At 64.9% G+C, this 21,960-nt stretch carries 18 protein-coding genes; 12 read left to right on the top strand and 6 right to left on the bottom strand.

Going from position 1 to position 21,960, the window contains the following annotated elements:
* On the bottom strand, positions 1–896 hold an 896-nt coding region (locus X803_RS20565), incomplete at its 3' end, for an ADP-ribosylglycohydrolase family protein (RefSeq protein WP_162149240.1).
* A 129-nt stretch (positions 897–1,025) separates the two neighbouring features.
* On the opposite strand from X803_RS20565, the gene X803_RS0115580 reads away from it, so the two are divergent.
* The 4 genes from X803_RS0115580 (at position 1,026) to X803_RS0115565 (ending at position 8,347) form a co-directional block, all read left to right on the top strand.
* Complete coding sequence (locus X803_RS0115580; protein WP_026545851.1) at positions 1,026–2,198, top strand: exonuclease SbcCD subunit D; 1,173 nt, start codon at positions 1,026–1,028, stop codon at positions 2,196–2,198.
* Positions 2,195–5,449: an AAA family ATPase gene (locus tag X803_RS0115575; protein ID WP_026545850.1), complete on the top strand. Its 3,255-nt coding sequence runs from the start codon at positions 2,195–2,197 to the stop codon at positions 5,447–5,449. The genes X803_RS0115580 and X803_RS0115575 overlap by 4 nt, the downstream gene beginning before the upstream one ends.
* A gap of 72 nt (positions 5,450–5,521) precedes the next feature.
* Complete coding sequence (locus tag X803_RS0115570) at positions 5,522–6,841, top strand: MFS transporter (protein ID WP_035779416.1); 1,320 nt, start codon at positions 5,522–5,524, stop codon at positions 6,839–6,841.
* Between the two features lie 168 nt (positions 6,842–7,009).
* Complete coding sequence (locus tag X803_RS0115565) at positions 7,010–8,347, top strand: MFS transporter (protein ID WP_026545848.1); 1,338 nt, start codon at positions 7,010–7,012, stop codon at positions 8,345–8,347.
* Positions 8,348–8,715: 368 nt separating this feature from the next.
* Here the strand turns inward: X803_RS0115565 and X803_RS0115560 are convergent, their stop codons facing one another.
* Entirely contained in the window at positions 8,716–9,387 is a 672-nt protein-coding gene (locus tag X803_RS0115560; RefSeq protein ID WP_026545847.1) for a TetR/AcrR family transcriptional regulator, read from the bottom strand.
* Positions 9,388–9,553: 166 nt separating this feature from the next.
* Here X803_RS0115560 and X803_RS0115555 point away from each other — a divergent pair, with 166 nt between their 5' ends.
* Both X803_RS0115555 and X803_RS21995 read left to right on the top strand, forming a co-directional pair.
* Entirely contained in the window at positions 9,554–10,432 is an 879-nt protein-coding gene (locus X803_RS0115555; protein WP_026545846.1) for a DNA-formamidopyrimidine glycosylase family protein, read from the top strand.
* Positions 10,433–10,641: 209 nt separating this feature from the next.
* Entirely contained in the window at positions 10,642–10,806 is a 165-nt protein-coding gene (locus tag X803_RS21995) for a hypothetical protein (RefSeq protein WP_156930094.1), read from the top strand.
* A gap of 146 nt (positions 10,807–10,952) precedes the next feature.
* Here the strand turns inward: X803_RS21995 and X803_RS20560 are convergent, their stop codons facing one another.
* On the bottom strand, positions 10,953–11,915 hold the full coding sequence (locus X803_RS20560; protein WP_035779413.1) for a serine/threonine-protein kinase: 963 nt from the start codon (positions 11,913–11,915) through the stop codon (positions 10,953–10,955).
* 137 nt (positions 11,916–12,052) lie between these two features.
* The gene (locus X803_RS0115540; RefSeq protein ID WP_026545845.1) at positions 12,053–12,853 is read right to left on the bottom strand and encodes an alpha/beta fold hydrolase; all 801 of its coding nucleotides are present in this window, start codon (positions 12,851–12,853) and stop codon (positions 12,053–12,055) included.
* Positions 12,854–13,206: 353 nt separating this feature from the next.
* On the opposite strand from X803_RS0115540, the gene X803_RS20555 reads away from it, so the two are divergent.
* The 5 genes from X803_RS20555 to X803_RS0115515 all read left to right on the top strand — a co-directional run bounded on the left by X803_RS20555 (position 13,207) and on the right by X803_RS0115515 (position 19,001).
* The gene (locus tag X803_RS20555) at positions 13,207–13,929 is read left to right on the top strand and encodes an NUDIX hydrolase (RefSeq protein ID WP_051470828.1); all 723 of its coding nucleotides are present in this window, start codon (positions 13,207–13,209) and stop codon (positions 13,927–13,929) included.
* A gap of 63 nt (positions 13,930–13,992) precedes the next feature.
* Positions 13,993–15,294 carry a quinolinate synthase NadA gene (gene nadA, locus X803_RS0115530; protein ID WP_026545844.1) on the top strand — a complete coding sequence of 434 codons (1,302 nt, stop codon included), beginning with the start codon at positions 13,993–13,995 and terminating at the stop codon, positions 15,292–15,294.
* Positions 15,294–16,859 carry an L-aspartate oxidase gene (gene nadB / locus X803_RS20550; protein WP_051470827.1) on the top strand — a complete coding sequence of 522 codons (1,566 nt, stop codon included), beginning with the start codon at positions 15,294–15,296 and terminating at the stop codon, positions 16,857–16,859. Before nadA ends, nadB begins: the two co-directional genes overlap by 1 nt.
* A gap of 67 nt (positions 16,860–16,926) precedes the next feature.
* Positions 16,927–17,856, top strand: coding sequence for a carboxylating nicotinate-nucleotide diphosphorylase (gene nadC, locus X803_RS0115520; protein WP_026545843.1), 930 nt, complete (start codon positions 16,927–16,929; stop codon positions 17,854–17,856).
* The gene (locus X803_RS0115515; protein ID WP_026545842.1) at positions 17,853–19,001 is read left to right on the top strand and encodes a cysteine desulfurase family protein; all 1,149 of its coding nucleotides are present in this window, start codon (positions 17,853–17,855) and stop codon (positions 18,999–19,001) included. Before nadC ends, X803_RS0115515 begins: the two co-directional genes overlap by 4 nt.
* A gap of 33 nt (positions 19,002–19,034) precedes the next feature.
* On the opposite strand, the gene X803_RS20545 is transcribed toward X803_RS0115515, so the two are convergent.
* Entirely contained in the window at positions 19,035–19,931 is an 897-nt protein-coding gene (locus X803_RS20545; protein WP_051470826.1) for an alpha/beta fold hydrolase, read from the bottom strand.
* A 92-nt stretch (positions 19,932–20,023) separates the two neighbouring features.
* On the opposite strand from X803_RS20545, the gene X803_RS0115505 reads away from it, so the two are divergent.
* Positions 20,024–20,806 carry a hypothetical protein gene (locus X803_RS0115505; protein ID WP_035779410.1) on the top strand — a complete coding sequence of 261 codons (783 nt, stop codon included), beginning with the start codon at positions 20,024–20,026 and terminating at the stop codon, positions 20,804–20,806.
* 413 nt (positions 20,807–21,219) lie between these two features.
* On the opposite strand, the gene X803_RS21170 is transcribed toward X803_RS0115505, so the two are convergent.
* The coding region (locus tag X803_RS21170; RefSeq protein ID WP_216699074.1) for an HNH endonuclease signature motif containing protein at positions 21,220–21,960 on the bottom strand (741 nt) is incomplete at its 5' end.

The raw sequence follows: 21,960 nt of genomic DNA, 5'->3' as shown, positions 1-21,960 counted from the left end.
GCTCCCGCCAACCGCTGTCGGGCATCCGGAGGCAGTGAGTGGTCTCCGTGCAGTGCACCGGCGATCGAACCGGCAACCGAGCCGACAACCGATGCCGCCGGCCCCTCCAGCTTTCCTCCTGCAGTCAGGAGTGCACGGAAGGAGGCTGCGCCGTCGTCGTTTGCCGTGGAGAGGACCAGCCCGACGGCCTCACCCAGGACACCCGCTGCGTCAGCGCGTTCCTGCTGGGCAGTGTCAGGGGACTGAAGTAACGCGGACAGGTCTGTCGATCCCAGCGCTGCCGCATGCTGTGCCGCGGCGGAGATTCCGTCCTCCAGGGATTGCTCTTTGAAAGTGATCCCGTGTATCAGCCGGGCAAGGACGGCAGCGGGGATCTGTGCCAGCGGGTTGCCGTGCGTGATGGCTGCGGCGTCCAGTGCCAGCTTCTCGATCCACTCGGGCGGTACGTTGGCAACCAGTCCGAAGGGGGCTGAGCGCTGCAGGGCGCCGGGACCGTCGTCGTCCCGTTCGAGCGGCCGCTGCCTGCTGCCCATCTCGCCGCTGGCGAGTGCACGGACCGTGGCAGTGTCCGGTTGGCTGCGGCGGTGCGGGACATCCTGCCGGTCAAGCCAGCGGGCGGGCGGGGAGGGAGCGGACGACGGCGGTGCCTCACCCTGGATGCGGAGCCAGCGGAGGTAGGCAAGCCACAGGCAGGCAGCCTCATCGGCGGCAACGCCGTCATTGGCCCACTCGAGTGCCTCGGTCAGGCCGTCGACCGTATAGAGGGTCAGGTGGGCGGCGTCGCCGAAAAGGAATTCTTCGGGCGAGCCCGCAGCGGCCTCCATGAGGGCACCTCCTAGGAGGGCACCATTGATTCTGCTGCGGACGGCACCGGGAGAACTGTTGGAAAGTGTCACTGGGCCAGTGTAGGCAGTGAGGTTGGGCAGCCGGGACTGCGCCGCCAATCTGTCGCGTTCGGCACCCCTTCGCGAGTACGTCCGGCGTTGCCGTCCGAAACTGTCGGAGGTGGCCGGTAGCTTGGAATCATGAGGTTACTGCACACATCGGACTGGCATCTGGGCCGCTCTTTCCACGGCGTCGGAATGCTTGAGGCGCAGCAGCTTTTTCTCGACCAACTGGAAAAGACAGTCCGTGAGGAGAACGTTAATGTGGTTCTCATTGCCGGGGATGTCTACGATCGCGCACTGCCGGCAGTTGACGTCGTCGAGCTCTTCGACGAGGCGCTTGAGCGGCTCACCGTCGCCGGAGCCAGCGTGGTGGTCAGCAGCGGAAATCATGATTCAGCGGTGCGGCTGGGCTTCGGTGGCCGACTGATCGAACGTGGCGGAGTGCACCTCCGCACGCGGCTGGAAGACATCGGGCGTCCAGCGGTGTTCCAGGTGGGTGACACTGCCGAGGTCGCCATCTACGGCCTCCCGTACCTGGAGCCGCGCATGGTCGCCGAAAAGTTGGGAAGCGAAGCGGCAACGCACACGGCGGTGACCTCGGCGGCGCTGGACCGTGTGCGGGCTGACGTTAGTCGGCGTCGCGGACTGGACCCGTCACGCACGCTGTATTCCGTGGTCATGGCGCATACTTTCGCCGGCGGTGGGGTCAGTTCTGACAGCGAGCGGGAGCTCAGCATGGGAGGCCTGGGAGTGGTACCGCTGGACCTCTTCGAGGGTTTCGACTACGTGGCGCTCGGCCACCTGCACGGCCGGCAACAGCTGCAGGAACGTATACGTTATTCGGGTTCTCCCCTGGCCTACTCATTCTCCGAGGCACGTCAGTCCAAGGGCGCCTGGCTCATTGATGTCGGTGCCGGCGGTGTGGATGAGATTCGTCCGGTGCAGTGGGCGCCGCCGCGGAATCTTGCGGTGCTGCGGGGGCCCATAGAAGAGCTTCTGGCTTCTCCAGAGCACGTCGAGGCCGAGAATTCGTGGTGCCAGGTGACGTTGACCGACAGCGAGCGCCCGCAGCACGCGATGGAACGCCTGCGTGCCCGTTTCCCCGGTACCCTGGTGCTCGCGTTTGAGCCCGCGTCGCGGAATGCCGGGGAGGAACGGACGTACAGCGAACGGATTGCGCAGGCGGCTGATGACACCGCCATCTGCTGTGGATTTCTGGAGCACGTGCGTCAGCGCAAGGCCAACGCAGAGGAAGCGGCGCTCTTTGCGGAAACCATTGATGCGCTGCGGGCTGCGGAGAGCGGCGTATGAGAATACATCGGCTGGAGATACAGGCTTTCGGCCCGTTCGCTGAGCGCCAGCACATTGACTTTGATGCCCTGGCGGAACAGGGCCTGTTCCTGCTGAACGGACCCACCGGAGCAGGGAAATCCAGTGTGCTCGATGCCATCTGCTACGCGCTGTACGGTTCAGTACCCGGCGCCCGCCAGAACGCCAGACGGTTGCGCAGCGACCATGCACCTGTGGGGCTTGCGCCGGAGGTGGTGTGCGAGTTTTCAGCCGGCTCCCGGCGCCTGGAGGTCACACGGAATCCTTCCTGGAACCGGCCGTCCCGGCGTGGTTCCGGAACCACCACCGAGCAAGCGAAAACCATGCTTCGGGAACGGGTGGCGGGGGAGTGGGTCACCCGTTCCACCCGGAACGATGAAGCGGGAGCCGAACTACAGGCTCTGCTCGGCATGAACCGGGAACAGTTCACCCGGGTGGTCATGCTGCCCCAGGGAGAGTTTGCGGCATTTCTCCGGTCGGACGCCGCCGCCCGTGGTGAGCTCCTGCAGCGGCTCTTCGCGACCGACCGTTTCTCCGGCGTCGAGCAGATGCTCGCGGAGCGTGCCGCTCACGCTTCCACCCGCGCACAGGAGGTTGAGAGTGAGCTGGAGGACCTCCTTTCCCGGGCCGTTGAAGAGGTGGAGCGTCATGGCCTGTCGGATGACCCCCTGTCCGGTGGTCCGCTGTCGGAAAATCTCCTGTCCGCTGGTCCGCGGCGCAGTTCCGACGAGCACGCAAGTGCGGCTGGTCCGACGGGCAACACTGAAAAACCCGGCTCCACTGACCGGCCCGGCTCCACGGACCAGTCCGGCCCCACTGACCGGCCCGGCTCCACGGACCAGTCCCTTGATGCGCGAGGCACTGGAGACGGATCAGCGCCCGGCGACGCTGAGGCTGATCCGGCGTCTGCACTTGCCGCGCTCCAGGACCGGCTGACAAACGCCGTCGTGGCAGGGCGGAACCGCGCCAGGGAGCTAACGGCTGTCCGGGACAACGCTGCGAAGCGACGGTCCCGGCTGGAAACTGAACGGCGGGACCGTCTGGCCTTCCGCCGGCTGGCGGCAGAGGCTGCGGAAAATCAGATCGCCCTCGCTGAGGCGGGTGCACTGCGGGAACTGCTTGAGAATCACAGGCGCGCGCAGATCCTGCAGGGTCCTCTCCAGACGCGTGACGAGGCAGCGGATCAGGCGCGCAGCACCCGGGATGAGGTGCATTCACTGAACGGCCAGCTGCAGGCCGATCCTGCCGCCCGGCAGGAGATCCCTGACCTTCTCACGTCGGACGTCGAGGTATCAGGAGACGCTTTCGACAGTGCACACCAGGCCCTCCGCGAACGGCTCGCAGAGGCGCGTGCGGCTCTGCCGACGGAAGAAGATCTTGTCCGTCTGCAAGACCGGATCAGGATCACTGTGCAGCGCAGTGAGGAGAACACTGCAGAGCTGGATCGGTACAGCACCCGGCAGCAGCAGCTCGAGGAGGAGCTGAGCGACCTCTCAGCACGGATCGAGACAACGGAAGCGGCGGGCGCCCGTGCGGCGGAGCTGGCATCAGCATGTGCCGAGACAGCCGCACAGTTGGACCTGCTTGCGCAGGCAGACCGGGCGGAGCGGTCACTGCGGGAGCTGGATGAGCGCCAGGATTCCCAGCGTGCGCTGTTTCTTGCAGCCAAGGAAGACTGGTTGCAGAAACTTCAGTTGCGCCTTGAGCAGACCGCTGCCGAGCTTGCAGCGCGGCTGAGCCCGGGGGAGCCCTGTCCGGTGTGCGGAAGCCAGGAGCACCCTGCGCCGGCAACCGCCGGAACGCAGGGGTTGGTGACCCGGGAGGATGAGGAGTCCGCCCGCGCGCACCAGGATGAAGCAGAGCGCAGTTTCCGGGATACCACCGCGGTGCGGGACGCTGCAGCGCTTCAGGCCGCAGGGTTGCGCGCCCGAAGCGGGGATACGCCGGCCGGGACGGTGCGCGCCGCGCTCGCCTCCCTGGAGGAGGAACGCGGAGAGGCAGAGGCGGCGGTCCGCGCCTCGGCGGAACTCCTCGCCAGGAAAGCAGCGGCAAAGGCGGCGCTCGCCGGTGTGCGCGAGCAGCAGGCCGAAGCCGTCCGAAGCGAGGCAGAGTTCTCTTCGCTGCTCTCCGCCTTGGAGGAGCAGCACACGGCCCTGCTTGCCCGGCTGGAGTCGGTGCGCGGCAGGTACGCCACAGTCGCGGAGAAAGTGGCACAACTCGAAGGGACCGCACAACGCGTCGGCGCGGTCTGCGCTGCCCTATCCGCGTGGCAACAGGCAGCGGCGCGTCTGGAGAAAGCTGAACAGGCGCTGGCATTGCAGCTGGCAGCAACCGAGTTCGCTTCGCCGGACACTGTTCGGCAGGCCCTGCTGGATGACAGCCAGGTGGAGGCGATGGAGCAGCGCATCCGGGAGGCCGAGCACGCTGCCCACCGCATAGAACGGGACCTGGAACGTCCGGAGAATGTTGCGGCAGCCGCTTCGGAAAAGAACGGCGAACCAATTCCCGAAGAAGATGAAATCGCCGCTGCTGCCCGGGCCGAGGAGAGTGCAAGGGTGCAGCTCGAGCGGGCGGTGCTCGAGGTGGGGCTACTGGAACAGTCGGTGGTGCAGATGGGTTCCTATGCAGACCGGGTAGCCGCGCTTGACGAGAGGCTGGTGCCGTTGCGGCAGGCATACCGGCTTGCCAGGTCTGTCGCTGACACCGTCCGGGGCAACGGTGAGAACCTGTACCGGATGAGCCTTGCCACCTATGTCCTCGCTGCCCGGCTGGAACAGGTGGCCGAGGCGGCCACCGAACGGCTGCAGCACATGTCGGACGGCAGGTACTCCCTGGTCCACAGCGACTCCCGGTCGGGTAACCGGAAATCCGGGCTTGGTTTGAATGTCATCGACAGCTGGACGGGCAGGCGCCGTGACACCGCAACACTTTCCGGAGGCGAGTCGTTCATGGCGTCCCTCGCACTCGCTCTTGGACTGGCCGACGTGGTGCAGCAGGAGTCGGGCGGACTGGATATCGAGACGCTCTTTGTTGACGAAGGCTTCGGCAGCCTCGATGAGCAGTCTCTTGAACAGGTGATGGATGCGCTTGAGAATCTTCGGGACGGGGGCCGTGTGGTGGGGCTGGTCAGCCACGTCGCCGAGTTGAAGCAGCGAATACCGGCGCAACTGCACGTCTCCAAGGGCCGGACGGGCTCGTCGGTGCGCTTCGTGAATCAGCTTGAACGAGTGTAAAATCGCAGCTGTTACCGGGTTGGGCGCATCGGGAGGAGGGACGATGCGCGCTTGGATGTACCCGGAAAGCACATGGCAACATCATCTTCTGAATACAGCGCCCTTCCTTGCGACGTTTCTTCGACAACCCCTCCGGATCCCGCGTCCGTTCCCGGGAGTCCGGAGCCGCTGAGCAACCGTGGGCGTTTCGGCCGCCTTCCTGAAATCGCCGGAGCAGGCTTTCTTCCCCTGGGCTTCATAGCGCGGCTGCCCCTGGCGATGCTCACAGTCGGAGCGCTCACCCTGGTCACTGCCGCCACCAATTCCTACGCCTCCGGCGGTTTCGCTGCCGGTGCCGTCGGTATCGGTTCCGCCCTTGGCGCACCGGTGCTCGGCTTCCTTGCAGACCGGTACGGCCAGCGTCCGGTCCTCCTGCTGGCGGCGCTCCTGAACACCATGGCCATCGTTGCACTGCTCATGGTCAGCGGCCTGGCCGGCACCGGAGCGGGACTTCTGCCCACCCTGGCGGCCGCTTTCCTTATGGGAGCAACCTGCCCGCAGATCGGTCCCCTGGCGAGAGTCCGCTGGATGGCGCTGACGCGGAACAAGCGCCCGGCGGACCTTGACACCGCGCTGTCCTATGAGAGCACGGCTGACGAGCTGACCTTCGTTCTTGGCCCTGCGCTGGTCGGGCTCCTGGCAAGCCTGATCGCGCCGTGGCTGCCGCTCGCGCTTGCGGCGCTGCTGACCATCACGTTCGTATCGGGCTTCGCCGTCCACCCCACCGAGCGCTCGGTGATACCACTGCGGCGGCGACCACGGACCGGAGTCCCCTCCGGCGCAGCAGTCCGCGGGATGCGGCGCACCGCGTTTCTCATCTCGTTGCCGGTACTCGGAATGGTCATGATGGGGACGTTCTTCGGCTCCACCCAGACCGCTCTGATCGCCTTTGCCGGCGGCTTCGGCGTGGAAACGGCCGCGGGACTGCTCTATGCGGTGATGGGCGTCAGCTCCGCGCTGACAGCCCTGTCCGTTGCGTACTGGCCGCAGGGCTTCCGCCATCCGCTGCGCTGGGTTGTCTCAGCAGCGGCCATGAGCGCTGCGGCGTGCCTGCCGCTTTTCGCATCCGACATCCCGCTCATGCTGGCGGCGTTGCTGATTCTCGGCCTACCGGTTGGACCAACCATGGTGACAATCTTCAGTGTCGGCTCGCTGGTTGCCCCCCAACATCTGGTCGGCACCGTGATGACCCTGCTCGCCAGCGGGATTGTGGCGGGCACGGCACTGGGGGCCTCGCTTGCAGGGACACTGGCGGAGGCCGGCGTGCAAAACGCCCTGATGGTTCCGGTTGCTGCCGCCGTCGTGCTGCTGCTGCTGGGCTTCGTGTCGACTGCCGTGCTGCGACGCCGCTGAGGGGTACGCGGGGCAGTTTTTCCTCGATCGCGCGGCCGAAATGGGCTGAAATCGCCGTTAGGGGTTCGAAATGAAACACGGTGCGCTGGGTGCCCTGCTTCGAGTATGATCTAAAACACAGTTACCGAACGTTCTGTCAGTAATCTCGTCCGTCCACCTGGAGTAACAATGACGTCTTCAACGGCTGCCCCACGGCAGCGTATGTCCCGGGAAGACCGCAAGGTCGTCGCCGGAACCATGGTTGGTACCACTATCGAGTGGTACGACTTCTTCATCTTCGCGCAGGCCGCAGGCCTCGTCTTCGCCCAGCTCTACTTTGCGCCGCTCAATGACGAAAGCCCGGGGCTGGCCCAGCTGGTGGCCTGGGCCACCATCGGCATCAGCTTCTTCTTCCGGCCGCTCGGCGCAGTAGTGGCAGGACACCTTGGTGACCGCATCGGGCGCAAGGCCATGCTCGTGTTCACTCTCGTCCTGATGGGTTCGGCCACTGCGCTGATCGGTCTCCTGCCCAGCTACGAGCAGATCGGTGTTGCGGCCCCGATTCTTCTGATGGTGCTGCGCATCCTGCAGGGTTTCTCTGCCGGTGGTGAGTGGGGCGGTGCGGCTCTCATGGCGGTTGAGCATGCACCCGTGAACAAGCGCGGATTCTGGGGAGCGTATCCGCAGATCGGTGTTCCCGTCGGCATGATCATCGCAACGCTGGTGCTCTTCCTGTTGCGTTCGTCCATGTCCGAGGAAGCGTTCCTGACCTGGGGATGGCGTGTTCCGTTCCTCCTCTCCGTTGTGCTGATCGTCGTCGGGTACTTCATCCGCAAGGCCGTGGCAGAAAGCCCGGTCTTCAAGGAGATGACCGAGCGCAAGCTCGAGTCGTCGGTTCCGCTCAAGGAGCTCTTCAAGCACAGCAGCAAGCAGGTCATACTGACTGCCGCGATCTTCATCGCGAACAACGCGGCCGGCTATCTCCTGATCGCATTCTTCTCTGCCTACGCCCAGCGCACGCTCGGCATGCCGGGCGGCCCCGTCCTGTTTGCTACCCTGCTTGCCTCGTTCGGTTGGCTCATCTTCACCATGTACGGCGGAATTCTTTCTGACCGCATTGGCCGCGTACGGACCTTCCAGATCGGTTATGCCCTCGTCTTTGTCTGGATGATCCCGCTGTTCCTGATGATCGACACCCGGAACATCTTCGCGTACGGAGTGGCACTGTTCGTCCTGACCATCGGCCTCGGGCTGTCCTATGGACCGATGTCGGCGATGTATGCCGAGATGTTCCCGGCCAATGTGCGGTACTCCGGCATCGGGATCGGGTACGCGCTCGGCGCCATCCTCGGCGGTGCCTTCGCGCCGCTGATTGCGGAAGCGCTGTTGAGCAGTACCGGTTCCTCGCTGTCCATCGGCTTCTACATCATGGGCCTGTGCGTCGTTTCCTTCGTCGGTGTCACCCTGGTCAAAGAGACCCGTGGCGTGCCCCTGCGCGTAAATGAAAGCCACAGCCAGGCGAAGTAGCCGCCCGAGGCCGCTCCACCTTCTCTCCCGAATCGTCACGGAGCGCAGGTGGGGCGGCCTTTGTGCTGTCAGGACTCGTGGGTGACGGCGCGGCGGCAACCCCGGAGCGCGGCACAGGGATAGCGCGGCACAGGGATATGGATAGTGCCATGGGTAGTTCTCCCCATGGCATGCGGACGGAAGCCGAACCTACACTGAACTGCAAGACGGGCCTTGTACGAGGGGCCCGCCCCCGGACTGACGGGTCCGGTATCGAGAAAGACCGGTTCGCCTTGGGTTCCCCCAGCCCCGCGAGCCGGTCTTTCTTGTGTGCAGTTTCTTTCTTGTGTGCAGTCGGTGAGCCGAGGTGAGAGGCCCAGCCGATACAACTAACTGCGGGCGTCTTCCATCCGGGCCTTAAGCCCGAGGAGGAGGGAATCGAGCCCCAGCCCGAATGCTACGTCGGCCTGCGGTTTGCCCGCTGCCGCTCTCTGAGCCGCCACTGCAGCGGTGAAGCGCGGATAGCTTCCTGCCAGTTGTCCCGAGTCGAAGATGCTCTCAGGTGCCGTGGCATCGAATGCAGAGCCGAAGATGAACGACTCCAGCGCAATAATCGCCGGAACTATCAGCGGTTCAGGCCACCCTGCCTCCTCAAATCCGCGGGTGACGGCCTCATATACCGCCAGAGTCTGTGGCGCTCCGCTTACCGGCAAGACAGCGATCACCGGAATGAGGGGAGTATGGCGCGTGAACACATCCCGGTAGGACCAGGCGAACCGTCGAACCGCCGGCTCCCAGGGCTCGGTCCCGAATCCGGACACATCCACCTGCTTCATGACGTGGTCCTGGATAAGGATGAGCACGTCGCCCTTGGATTCCACATGGTTATACAACGACGACGGCGCTACCTTCAGAGCACGGGCGAGGGAGGACATGGTGAGCCCCTCGTACCCGCCGGATTCGATCAGCCCCAGCGCCGCCCGGGTGATCGCTTCCTGGGACAGAACCCGGTTCAGTGGCCTGCCGGCGGAGCGCCGGGATGATCCTGTTGCACTGACCATGCGTCTGTAGCCTGCTTCCTCCCCGATACGGGCCAGCGTCCGCCCGGCTGCGCCCACCTCCACGGTAATGGAAGACCAGAGGCAGGTGCTGCACCCGCTGCACAGCATCCCGACTGCCATTTACGAATGCCGTCCCGGACGCCCTTGCCGCTGCTACCGTGGTGCCATGCCGGAGATGCCTGAGGTGCAGGGGCTCGCACAGTTCCTTGCGGGCAAACTGATGCCCGACGACGGTGCACCGCCTGCCCGGGTCCGCGACGTTCAGCTTGGCTCCTTTGCCGTCCTGAAGACGGCAGGGGTGCCGCTTTCCGCCCTCTCCGGGATGGCGTTCACGGAGGTGGGCAGACGCGGAAAATTCCTTATTCTGAGCCTGGAGGACCTTCATCTCGTTCTGCATCTTGCCCGGGCCGGGTGGCTGCGGTGGTCCGACTCGATGCCGGACACCCTTCTCCGGCCAGGGAAGAGCCCGATCGCGCTCCGGCTGAGGTGCACGGAACCGGCCGGCTACGGGTTCGACCTCACTGAGGCGGGCACCAGGAAGTCGGCGGCGGTTTATCTTGTGCGCGAGGTTTCCGAGGTGCCGGGGATGAGCAGGCTGGGCCCCGAAGCGCTCACTGTGGACCAGGACCAATTCATCGCGATGCTGCAGGGACACCGCAGCCAGGTGAAGGGGATACTGCGGGACCAGTCGTTCATTGCGGGTATCGGCAACGCCTACAGTGACGAAATCCTGCACGCTGCCCGGCTGTCTCCGTTTGCGCTTGCGTCCACACTCGATGATGAGCAGCTGATCCGGCTCCACACTGCGATGCATTCGGTCCTGGAGGCAGCTATTGCCGCGGCGGCCGGCAAGCCCGCGAAGGAGTTGAAAGACTCCAAGCGGCGTGAAATGAAGGTCCACGGCAGAGCCGGCGAGCCCTGTCCTGTATGTGGTGATACGGTGCGCGAGGTCTCGTTCGCGGATTCCGCGCTGCAGTATTGTCCGACGTGCCAGACCGGCGGTAAGCAGCTTGCAGACCGCCGTACCTCGAAGTTCCTGAAGTAACCGGCGATTCCCCGGTGACTCGAATTCCTGAAGCGACCCGCAATTGCCTGAGTACCGTTCAATTCCAGCGGCAACCGGGCGCGGATACGTCTCTGGTCTGCTCTTTCATGCTCTCCGCGAGGCTGGAGCCGCTCACTGGGATCTTTCGCCCGCCGCCGCCGAACCCTAGGATCGGAACTGTAACGCCGGTCCAAACGATGGAGGTCATCATGACAAGTGATTCACGCGACCAGGAACAGGACGCGCAGGGGAAGGACTCCTCCAAGACGGAGCCGGAGGGATCGATCCCCAATACGGATGACGGTGTGGGGGCCACCGCCACTGAAGAACCGAGCAGTTTCGAACCCGAGGAAGACCCCGACGAGGAGAGCTAGCCCAGGGAAAGAACGAGTGCAGACGGATGAGTCCGGGGCCGAGGCGCCCCGGACTCTGGGTTAAGGGCCGCAATTGCCCGAACCAGGTTTCCGCCGGGCTCAGGCATTCCGGAGCTAGCCCGATCCGGAGCTAGCCCGATCCGAAGCTAGCCCAGGGACGGTGCCCGCGACGGCGGTGCGGGGATGTGGACGTTTCCGGTCGTGACCCCTCCGGTGCTCACGTCAGGAGTGTCCGCCTGGGCATCGTCCGGGGTGGGCAGGTTGAGTGTTACCGCGCCGTCGTCGTCCTTGTCGCTTCCCACTCGGAGCGCAAGAGCCACCTCATGTGCGTCCGGGCGGGCCTGCGGGTCCCTGGCCGTCATGCGGGTGAGGAGGCTGACCCAGTCGGCGCCGAGGGATTCGGGCACCTCGGGGTCCCGTAGCAACCTGGCCACGGCGGCCTCGACAACAGGACCGGGAAATGCCTTCTCGCCGGTCAGGCATTCGAGGAGTACCAGCCCAAGCGAGTAGATATCGGAGCTGGGCTCGACGCGCGTCCCCTCGGCCTGCTCGGGGCTCAGGTAGTTGGCGGTGCCGATGGTGGCGCCGTGTGCTGTGGAGTGCGTCGCTTCAACCATGCGGGCAATGCCGAAATCGGTGAGCTTGGGATACAGCCGGGTGTCCTGCTCGCCGGAGTGGTACATCAGGATGTTCGCCGGCTTCACATCGCGGTGAATGACGCCCTGCGAGTGGATGTATGCCAGGGCGTCCGCCAGGTCGGCGCCGAGCTGGGCCACATGTTCGGAGGGCAGCGGCCCGGACTTGAGGAGCTTGCGCAAATCAAGGCCGTCCACCAGTTCCATCACCAGAAAGCTGGTGGTCTTGCCGTTGCCGTCATTCTGGAGGCCGGCATCGTGCAGCGTTACCAGTCCCGGATGGTTCAGGGTGGACAACAGCATCGTTTCCGTATGCTGGCGGCGGTAGTCATCATCATCGGAGGTGGTGGGGTTGAAGACCTTGATTGCCACGTCCCGGCCGAGGTTTCGGTCCAGTGCCCGAAACACCGATGCTGCGCCGCCGGTACCGATCAACTCAATGGGTTGGTACCGCTCGGCCAGGAGTTCATCCACGCGAGACCTCCGGGGAGAAAGAAGTTATGAGGGTGAGGAGCAGGTGATAAGCATGCTGATCACCTCAACCATTCTACCTTGTGTGAGGCACTGCGGAAGACACCCCACTACGCCGGCGATCAAAAGTTCGGCAATTGTTACGCAGCGAGGAATTCGATCGCTGCGTTCTTGAAAGCTCGGGCGGTCACGGCGTTCGAGTGAGTGCGGCCGGGCAGCCAGAGCACCTCGGCATTCCCGCTCAGTCCTGCAAGTTCCGGCAGTGTCCGCGCACGTTCATCTTCCTCCCCGGCCACCAGGAGAAGCGGCATGTGCGGCACCGCGTCCGCCGGGACAAACGGCTCCCGTTTGATCGCTTCCACCATGGTGAGCAACGCAAAGACGTCATTGGTGGGAACAAGCTGTGCCATCCGGAGCAGGTTGGCGGTTGACTCATCCGCGATGGGGGTCCCATCGGCGAGGAAACGCTGGGCGGCCGCAAGGTCGAATGCCGCAAGGGGATCGCCGCTTCCCGGTCCGCCGAGCACCATCCGGTGTACGAGTTCAGGTTGGGTTGCGCCGAACTCCCAGGCCAGCCGTGACCCGAGGGAGTAGCCGATGATGTCGACACCCGTCTCCGGCCGGCCGTCGGCCAGCGGACGGACGTGTTCATCGAGCAGGATCTGCAGGATGTCGGCACGGATACGGCTGGGGGAGTAGGCGTCCATCTCTTCGGGAGCGGCGCTTGCTCCATGGCCGGGAAGGTCCAGGGTGACGACCTTCCGCCCGGCATCAGTCAGGGCGCGTACCCAGCCGGAATCTTCCCAATTGAGTTTGGCGGAGGACGCGAAGCCGTGCAGGAGCAGAATGGGCCGCAGGGTTGATGGAGACGCAGGTTCATGGACGGCTACATGGATTCTTGGGTCTGTTCCCTCGACCAGATGATCGCTGTGACGTCCCATGGTTCCTCCCGGTTTTCCTCGCTGCGGCGCTTTCCTGAACTCTAGCGCCCTGAAGGCACAGGGCCGGGAAAAGAAAATGCGGCGAAGAACTGTGCTCCATTGAACAGGTCTTCGCCGCCCGGCCAGCAGTGGCCAACGCGTGTGACTTTAGTCACCGCTTCCCCCGGGGTGCAAATCGGGCCCGGAAATTCCCACTTAACACTCAGGATCATGGTGTACCGGGCGTCATGCACCCGGCAAATTGCGCTCCGGCAGGAGGGGCACGCTAGAATTAGTTATAGTCATAACGACTCTAAGTCCTCGGTAGGGCGCCAGGATGGCACCACACGGATCTGCGGAAGGGGGGTGTCAGGGTGAGTCCCACGTCAGCAAACGTCAGCGAGCGCAGCCAGGAGCCGCCGTCGTTGGCGATTTCTACAGTGATTTTCGGTCTGCGTCCCAGCGAGGCTTCGGGACGCCCGACGCTTTGGCTTCCGCTGGTGCGGCGTATCCGCCAGCCATACCTCGGCCAATGGGCGCTCCCCGGCGGGCCCCTGGCTCCCTCCGAGTCGCTGCAGGACGCGGCGTCTCGCAACCTTCTTGAGACCACGGGACTGGCGCCGCGTTACCTCGAGCAGCTCTACGCCTTCGGAGGGCTGCACCGTTCGGTCGGCCAGCGTCTGGTTTCGATCGTCTACTGGGCGCTCGTGCAGCCCGATGAGGCGGAGCTGACCCGTGAGTCCGAGAATGTTCGGTGGTTCCGTGCGGATCGGCTTGAGCGGCTCGCCTTCGACCACAACGACATCGTGGAGTATGCGCTCTGGAGGCTGCGCAACAAGATGGAGTACGGCTCCATCGCGTATCACCTGCTGGGTGAGCGCTTTACCCTCGCCCAGGTCCGTGAAGTCTATGAAGCCGTGCTGGACAAGCAACTTGACCCCGCGAATTTCCGCCGGCAGCTCCGTGCAACGCCCCACATCGAAGCCACGGACGAGTACCTCACCGGTACCCGCCACCGCCCGCCACGGCTGTACCGCTACGCCGGGCCGGTGCCGGACGGCAGCACCCGGCAGTCGCAAGCCGTGCGTGCACCATGATTCCGTTCCGTATCCCGCCCACTACCCATCGGCTTCCAGCCCGCTTCAACCAGGGAGAATCCCATGACGAGCATTAATACCGCCATCCAGCTCATCACCCGCGAGGACGCGGAGCGCTCTGTTGTCCGGGGCGGTACCTGCAGCCCGGACCTCGCCCGGGGGCCCTGGGAGTTCGATCTTCCTGCCGGACCCGACGCCGCCCCTGATTACGGCCCCGGAGCTTCCATGCAGGATGTTGCTCCGGCTTCCACGCCGCGCCAGGGCGAGCTGCCGGAGGAGTACCGGCTCGCCGGCGACGAGGAGCTGGAGGCCCGCATCCTGGCCGCCAAGGAAACGCTTGGGGACCGGCTGGTGATTCTCGGTCATTTTTATCAGCGTGACGAGGTGGTCAAGCATGCGGACTTCGTGGGTGATTCGTTCCAGCTAGCCAATGCGGCGCTCACCCGTCCGGATGCCGACGCCATTGTGTTCTGCGGCGTGCACTTCATGGCTGAAACCGCTGACATCCTGTCCAGGCCGGAGCAGAACGTCATCCTGCCGAATCTCGCTGCGGGGTGTTCGATGGCGGATATGGCGGACGCCGACTCGGTGGAAGACTGCTGGGAGCAGCTGGAGGAGCTTTTCGGAACAGAGCCCGACGACGGCGGACGGCTTCCGGTGATCCCGGTCACCTACATGAATTCCTCGGCTGCGCTCAAGGCATTCTGCGGGCGTAACGGCGGGATCGTCTGCACCTCATCGAATGCTGCCACGGTGCTTGAGTGGGCGTTCGAGCGAGGTCAGCGGGTGCTCTTCTTCCCGGACCAGCATCTGGGCCGCAACACAGCCAAGGCCATGGGTGTGCCCCTCACCGAGATGCCCATGTGGAATCCGCACAAGGTGCTCGGCGGCAATACCGAGCAGGAGCTGCTGGACTCACGGGTGATTCTTTGGCACGGCTTCTGCTCCGTGCACAAGCGTTTCACCGTCAATCAGATCGAAAAGGCCCGGGCTGAGTTTCCCGGCGTCCGGGTCATTGTTCACCCGGAATGCCCGATGCCCGTGGTGGACGCTGCGGATGAGGCGGGTTCGACCGACTACATCCGCAAGGCCATCGCAGCGGCAGCACCGGGGACAACCTTCGCGGTGGGCACGGAGATCAACATGGTGAACAGGCTTGCGGCCGAGTTCCCCGAGCACACCATCTTTTGCCTCGACCCGGTGATCTGCCCATGCTCCACGATGTACCGGATCCACCCGGGGTATCTGGCCTGGGTGCTCGAGGGCCTCGTCGCCGGTGAAGTGCGCAACCGGATCGTGGTGGAGACCGACGTGGCGAACCACGCCCGGGTGGCACTTGAGCGGATGCTGGCGGCCAGGCCGTGATGCATGTCCTGGTAATCGGCAGCGGCATCGCGGGGCTGTTCACAGCGCTGGAGCTGCGCCGGAGGTCGGATGTGCAGGTTACGGTTCTTGCCAAGGGCGCTCTTGCCGACACTAATACCTGGTACGCCCAGGGCGGTATTGCCGCCGTGCTGCAGGGCAGTGAGGGCTTCACCGGCTTCGATCGTCCCGACGGCGCTGCGGACTCCGGTGCGGTTCCGGGTGGTGACAGTACAGAGCTTCACGTCGCGGACACCCTCGCAGCGGGAGCCGGCCATTGTGACGAAGCTGCGGTGCGGGTGCTCTGCTCCGAAGCGGGGGAAGCGATCGAGCGTCTGGTGACCCTGGGAGCGCTTTTCGACCGCACTCCCGGCGGCGCACTGGCCCTCGGACGGGAAGCCGCGCATGCAGCGTCGCGAATCCTGCACATCGGGGGTGACGCTACCGGAGCGGGAATCGCCGCGCCGCTGATTCGGGCCGCCAGACGAGACCCGGGCATCACTCTGCACGAGTATGCCTTCGCCGGTGACCTGGTGGTGGTCGAGGGGCAGGTGACCGGCGTCGTCGTCCTTTGGAACGGTCGGCAGGAGACGGTGGCAGCCGACGCCGTCGTGCTTGCTTCGGGCGGTGCGGGTGGCATTTTCCAGCACACCACCAATCCATCAGTTGCCACCGGCGACGGCGTTGCTGCAGCCTTTCGCGCCGGTGCAGCCGTGGCCGATCTTGAGTTCTTCCAGTTCCATCCCACCGCCCTCAACGTTTCCGGGCATCCGCTCATCTCGGAGGCCGTCCGTGGCGAGGGAGCTGTGCTGCGGGACGGCACGGGCAAGCGATTCATGGATGAGTACCACCCGGACGGTGAGCTCGCGCCTCGCGACGTGGTCTCCCGAAGCATTGCACTGCACCTCGCGCGCACTGGCGAGGCGGAGGTCTTCCTTGACGCGACCATGTTCGGAACGGAATTCCTCACCCGTCGCTTTCCCTCCCTGTCGGCGGTGACCCGGCAGTCCGGGTTCGAGTGGGCACACGACCTCCTGCCGGTTGTCCCGGCGGCGCACTACTGGATGGGTGGAGTGGTGACGGATACCTTCGGGCGTACGTCCCTGCCCGGACTGTATGCCGTCGGTGAGGCTGCGCGGACCCGGGTTCATGGGGCCAACCGGCTGGCATCGAACTCGCTGCTCGAAGGGCTGGTGTTCGGCGCGCGGGCGGCGGGCTCGATTGTCACCCCTGCTTTGGCCTGGCCGACCGTCCGGGCTGAGGCGCTGGCGTTGCCGCCGGGGGTGGACGAGGCCGACCGTGACGCTCTGCGGCGGGTGATGTCCGAGCACGTCTCCATTGTCCGTGAGGACGCCGGGCTTCGCGTGGCTTCCAAGCAGTTGGCCCAGTGGCATTCAACCGGGTCCGGGCCAGCGGCTCGAGAAACTGCCAACCTGTTGCTCTGTTCACGTCTCATCGCGTCGGCCGCCCTTGCGCGGACAGAGTCGCGGGGAGCCCACTATCGTGCCGACTATCCTGGCGCTTCCGCTACGGTCGGCAGCCCCATCATCTTCAGGAGTGCATCATGACGCGTGTGTCTGCGAGGCCGGCTGGGTCCGACGTCGACCGTATTGTTTCAGTCTTCAGGAGTGCGTCATGACACGTGTGTCTGCGAGGCCGGCTGGGTCCGACGTCGACCGTATTGTTTCCGCAGCACTTGCCGAAGATGCTCCGTGGGGAGACGTCACCTCCCAAACGCTCATTCCCGCCGAGGCCCAGGCCGATGCGGCCGTCATTGCGCGTGAACCGGGTATCTTCTGCGGTGTACAGGTGCTTGAATCCGCCATGCGTCTCACCGACCCGCGGATTGAGGTTTCCTTCGAGGTCAGGGACGGTGAGGCGTTCGACGCCGGCAGTGTTCTTGCTGTGGTGTCCGGGCCAGCGCGTTCCGTACTGACGGCAGAGCGGGTAGCTCTGAATCTTGCGCAACGGCTGAGCGGGATTGCCACGCTCACCGCGCGTTTTGTCGCGGAGGTCGCCGGAACGGGTGCCCGTGTGGTGGACACCCGGAAGACCACACCGGGACTGCGCATTCTCGAGCGGCATGCGGTGCGCTGCGGCGGAGGTTTCAATCACCGCTTCAGCCTCTCGGACGCTGTGATGGCCAAGGACAACCATCTGGCCGTCCTGACCCGGGGTGGGACGATCGATCTGACCGATGCGCTTCGGGCGGCGCGCCGGTCACTCCCGCATACCGTTCATTTCGAGGTGGAGGTCGATCGGTTGGACCAGATTGAGCCGGTGTTGGCGGCCGGAGTGGACACGATCATGCTCGACAACTTCAGCCTTGAGGATCTGGCGACCGGCGTCACCCAAATCGCGGGCCGTGCACTGGTGGAGGCAAGCGGCAATGTGCGGTTGGAAACCATCGGTGCAATAGCGCGCACCGGAGTCGACATCATTTCCTCGGGAGCACTGACCCATAGCGTGCGGGCACTGGACCTCGGTCTGGACCTCCGCATCGAAACCTCTGTGCCGGATAAGGCGGCTCCTGCCGGTTCCGGCACCTGGGAGGACGGGCGGTGATTTATCTCGACGCTGCGGCCACCACTCCTGTTCGCAGGGAAGTGCTTGAAGCCATGTGGCCGCTGCTCACCACCGATTACGGAAACCCGTCCAGCCACCACACGGTCGGTGAATCTGCAGCCCGTGCGCTCGATTACGCGCGCAGACTTGTTGCCGCGGAGCTGAACTGCAAACCGGCAGACGTTCTCTTCACCTCGGGAGGCACCGAGGCAGACAACCTCGCGATCAAGGGCATTGCGCTGGCACGGCCGCGAGGGAAGCACATTGTCGCATCGTCGATCGAGCATCCCGCGGTTCTTGAAACGCTTGACTACCTGAAACGGCTGCATGGCTTCCGGATCTCGCTGCTTCCCGTGACCGCTGAGGGGCTGGTGGAGGAAAAGACGCTCCGCGCCGCACTCGACGACGACACCACGCTATGCACCATCATGTACGCCAACAATGAGGTCGGCACTGTCCAGCCCATTGCCGCCTTGTCAGCCGTGTGCCGTGAACGCAGGATTCCCTTCCACACGGATGCGGTGCAGGCAGCAGGATGGCTGCGGCTCGATACGGCGGAACTCGGAGTAGACGCGATGAGCATCTCCGGCCACAAACTCGGGGCGCCTAAAGGCTGTGGCGTCCTTTTTGTCCGGTCGAGAATTCCGTTGGAGCCGCTGATCCATGGCGGCGGCCAGGAGCGGGGGCGCCGGTCGGGAACGGAGAACGTCGCCGGGGCGGTGGCCCTGGCAACCGCATTGCGGCTTGCCCAGCAGGAACGTCTCGACCATTATTCTGCCTCGCTTGCGCGTCGCAACCATCTGATCGGCACGGTCCTCGACGGTCTGGAAGGATCCTTTCTTACCGGCCATCCGGAACAACGGCTGCCGAACGTGGCGTCATTCTGCTTTCCCGGTGCAAACGGGGAAGCGATTCTGCTGGAGCTTGAACGTGCCGGTGTGGTGTCATCGAGCGGATCCGCCTGTGCTGCGGGCTCCAGCGAACCGTCAGCGGTGCTGCAGGCGCTCGGAGTGGAACCGGACGTCGCCCAGACAGCATTGAGGCTGTCCTGGACCGCGTCAACGAGCGACGCCGAGATAGCGCTCGCCGGGCGGGCGGTCGTCTCGTCAGTCCGGAAGGTGCAGGGTTTGGGCGGCCGCGCGTAGGGTCGTCACCTCGCCGGGCGGGCGGTCGTCTCGTCAGTCCGGAAGGTGCAGGGAATCCGGAGTCGACTGTAGTGCCGTCAGCAGCGTCTGCCAGGTACCGACCGGATCTTCTACGTGTGCGAAATGCCCGGTTCCGGCCAGAACCACGCTTTGAGCAGTGGGGATAAGCGTTGCAAGCGCATGCAGTTCCGCAGCCGGGGTGAAGATGTCCCGGCTGCCTCGAGCGAGGACTGTCGGCGCCGCGATCTGCTGCCAGATGCCGGCGTCGTACTTTTTCAGCGCGTTTGCTGCAGCAATGAACGAGGCCGGACGAGCGTCGACAGCCAAGTCCACGAAGACACGACGCTGCAGCATGCGCGGACGGACGAAGAACGGGCCCAGGGCAAGGCGAAGAAGCCTTGTCCGCTCAGCGATACGAAGCAGCGCAGGGGCCGTTCGTCCGAGAGCGCGCAACACGAACATCAGTGCGTGCATGCCGACAAGCGGAGCCATCGCCGGGTAGCGGAGCGGTCGGTTCAGAGCCGCGCCCGCGGTCAGCGCGGTTGGAGAAAGAGCGACGACGGCGTGCGTTTCTTCGGGGCGTGACGCTGCAATGTGCAGAGCAAGTACCGCTCCCATGGAATGCCCGAAGAGGCACCAGGACCGGTAGTTCAGTGCTGTCAGAGCTTCCACGACGGCAGTGCTCTGTTGATCGACCGTGAAGGGCACCTGACCGGGAGAATCGCCCCAGCCCGGGAGATCAAGAAAGACGCTGTCGTACTCCACGGGAATCGCCCGTTTGAGAGTCAGCTCGCGGAAGGTACGCCAGGAGCCGGAGGCGCCATGGAGAAACACCCACGGGGGCGAGCCCGGTCCGGTGGTCCGGTCCTCAGTGCCCGGGTGCACGCGCACCGCGACTGCACCCAGGGAGGTTTGAACGAAACGCTTCATGGAAGTGATTCTGCGCCGCGCCCGCTGCGGATGCCTCCCCGTGAGCTGCTTCACTGCATAGAGTGGACGTGAGTAACCCGAAAGGATTGATCATGACGCGACCTGTGAGGTCCAGTCTGCTCGGTGCCGTCATGTTTCTGACGGTGGGCGTGGCACTCACCGGGTGTGACGGCTTTGTCATCGGTGACCGCCCGCCGGCTACCTCCTCGGTGAGCGCAGCCCCAGAGAGCTCAGCATCCGCAACTGCGAATCCGACCCCGGTGGCGCTTCCCATGCTGCCGGAGCGGCCAGCGCCCGGTGACGGCTGGACCGCGTTCACCGATGAGCAGCGGCTTGTCAGTTTCGAGGTGCCCGATAGCTGGACGGTGGAGGCGATCGAAGATCCGGGGGAGGGGTTCGAGGAGGGCGGTCTGCACTTTGACGTCTCGAACGCTGACGGTGCCACCCTGGCCCAGCTCCACACGCGCATCACACCGCCGGCGGAAGAGTGTGCTGCGGATGGCGCAAGCCCCTACGTCGTGCTCAGCAGCGAGCCGGTTGATGTCCCTTCCACGGCAGAAGCCGAAGGATCCATTGAGCCCCGCTTCGTGGTTCGGGTCATTCAGGGGTTCAGGTTCTTCAGCTCGTACGGGATTACCGACGTAGTCGGTGGAGCGGACGGAGCGGCGTGCGTGCTCTACAACACAGTTCAGGGGCCGGATCACATCGGACTGTACTCGTTCGGTGACGCGGTCCAGCTTCGGGCGCTGGACCCAACGCAGGTCGGTTCGCGAACGCAGTCTTTCGCGACCATTGCCGAGGCCCAGAAGCGGTTCAGTCAGAAGGATTTCGACGCGATCCGGCGGATGATCATGTCCCTTCAAGTGGCCAGCTAGCTGCACCCGCGTTCGCGTCACGCTCCAGCTGAGCCCGTGGCGTGTTCATCAGGTACGGGCTGGCGTGCGTACCGGTCAGCTCGCTCAAGGAAGTGTCCTTCCGTCCGAGCCCGTTGGCGTGTCCTTCAACCGGCGTTCGTGTGCGCGTCCACCAGGCTGAGCCCCTGGCGTGTCCATCAGGCTGAGCCCGTGGCGTATCCTTCAGCCCGCGCTCGTGGAAGTGTCCTTCAGGCCGAGGCCGTGGCATGTCCATCAGCTCGCGCTCGCGTGCGTACCCGTCAGCCGCCGCCTCGGTGTGTGCCCCCGTCCAGTCCCACCTCTGAGTGCGCTGCTCTCCGGCCGACCCTCCACTTAGTGTTCGGGTGGGACGGATCGGCTGGGGGATTTCTCCCACCGTCCACCCTTCCTTCGTCTTAGAAGGGTGGGGGTTGGGTGGTGTAGGTTTTTCCGGCTGGTGAGGTGGCGGTGATGGTGCCGGGTTCGGGTTGCATGTAGTCCCAGAGCCCGATGGTTTTGAGCCGGTGGTGTTTGGCGCAGAGGCAGGCAAGATTGTCGTGGTCTGTGCGTCCGCCGTGGTGCCAGGGAATGGTGTGGTCGATTTCAGTTGCGACCGCTGCCCGGTTGCAGCCAGGGTGTCGGCAGGTTTTGTCGCGGATGCGGACCCAGTCCTGGAGGTGTTTCGGTGGCCGGTAGGTGGCCAGGCCGATCGAGAGTGCGGCTCCGGTGTGGGGGTGGGTGAGGATCCGGGTGAAGGAGGGTGCATGGGCGGCGAGGCGGGCTGCGGTGTCGGGGTCGATGGGCCCGTAGCCCTCCAGGACCGGGTAGCTGCGGGGCTCCTGCGCGGGAGGATAGCCGCGAGGTCCCGGTGAGGCCGGGTAGCTGGTGCCGCCGGTCCCGGCCGCGTCATCGGGGCCGTTTGGAGAATCGGAGCTGGCTGGAGAATCGGAGCTGGCTGGAGAGCCGGAGCTGGCTGGAGCGGCTGCCCCGGGAATGGGGGAACCTGGTTCCGCTGGGGCTGCTCCGGCCCTCTTTTGTGGGTGAGCGCCGGCGCTATCTTCGGCGCCGGGGAGTTGGTTGAGGAGGGTGAGTGCGGGGACGGTGAGGTGGACGGTGGCGTTGATGCCGCGGTATCCGGTTCCGGTGTCGATGTTCCC

It is taken from the genome of Arthrobacter sp. 35/47 (assembly GCF_000520475.1).
GTDB lineage: Bacteria > Actinomycetota > Actinomycetes > Actinomycetales > Micrococcaceae > Arthrobacter_D > Arthrobacter_D subterraneus.
This window is presented reverse-complemented; position numbering and strand designations above follow the sequence as displayed.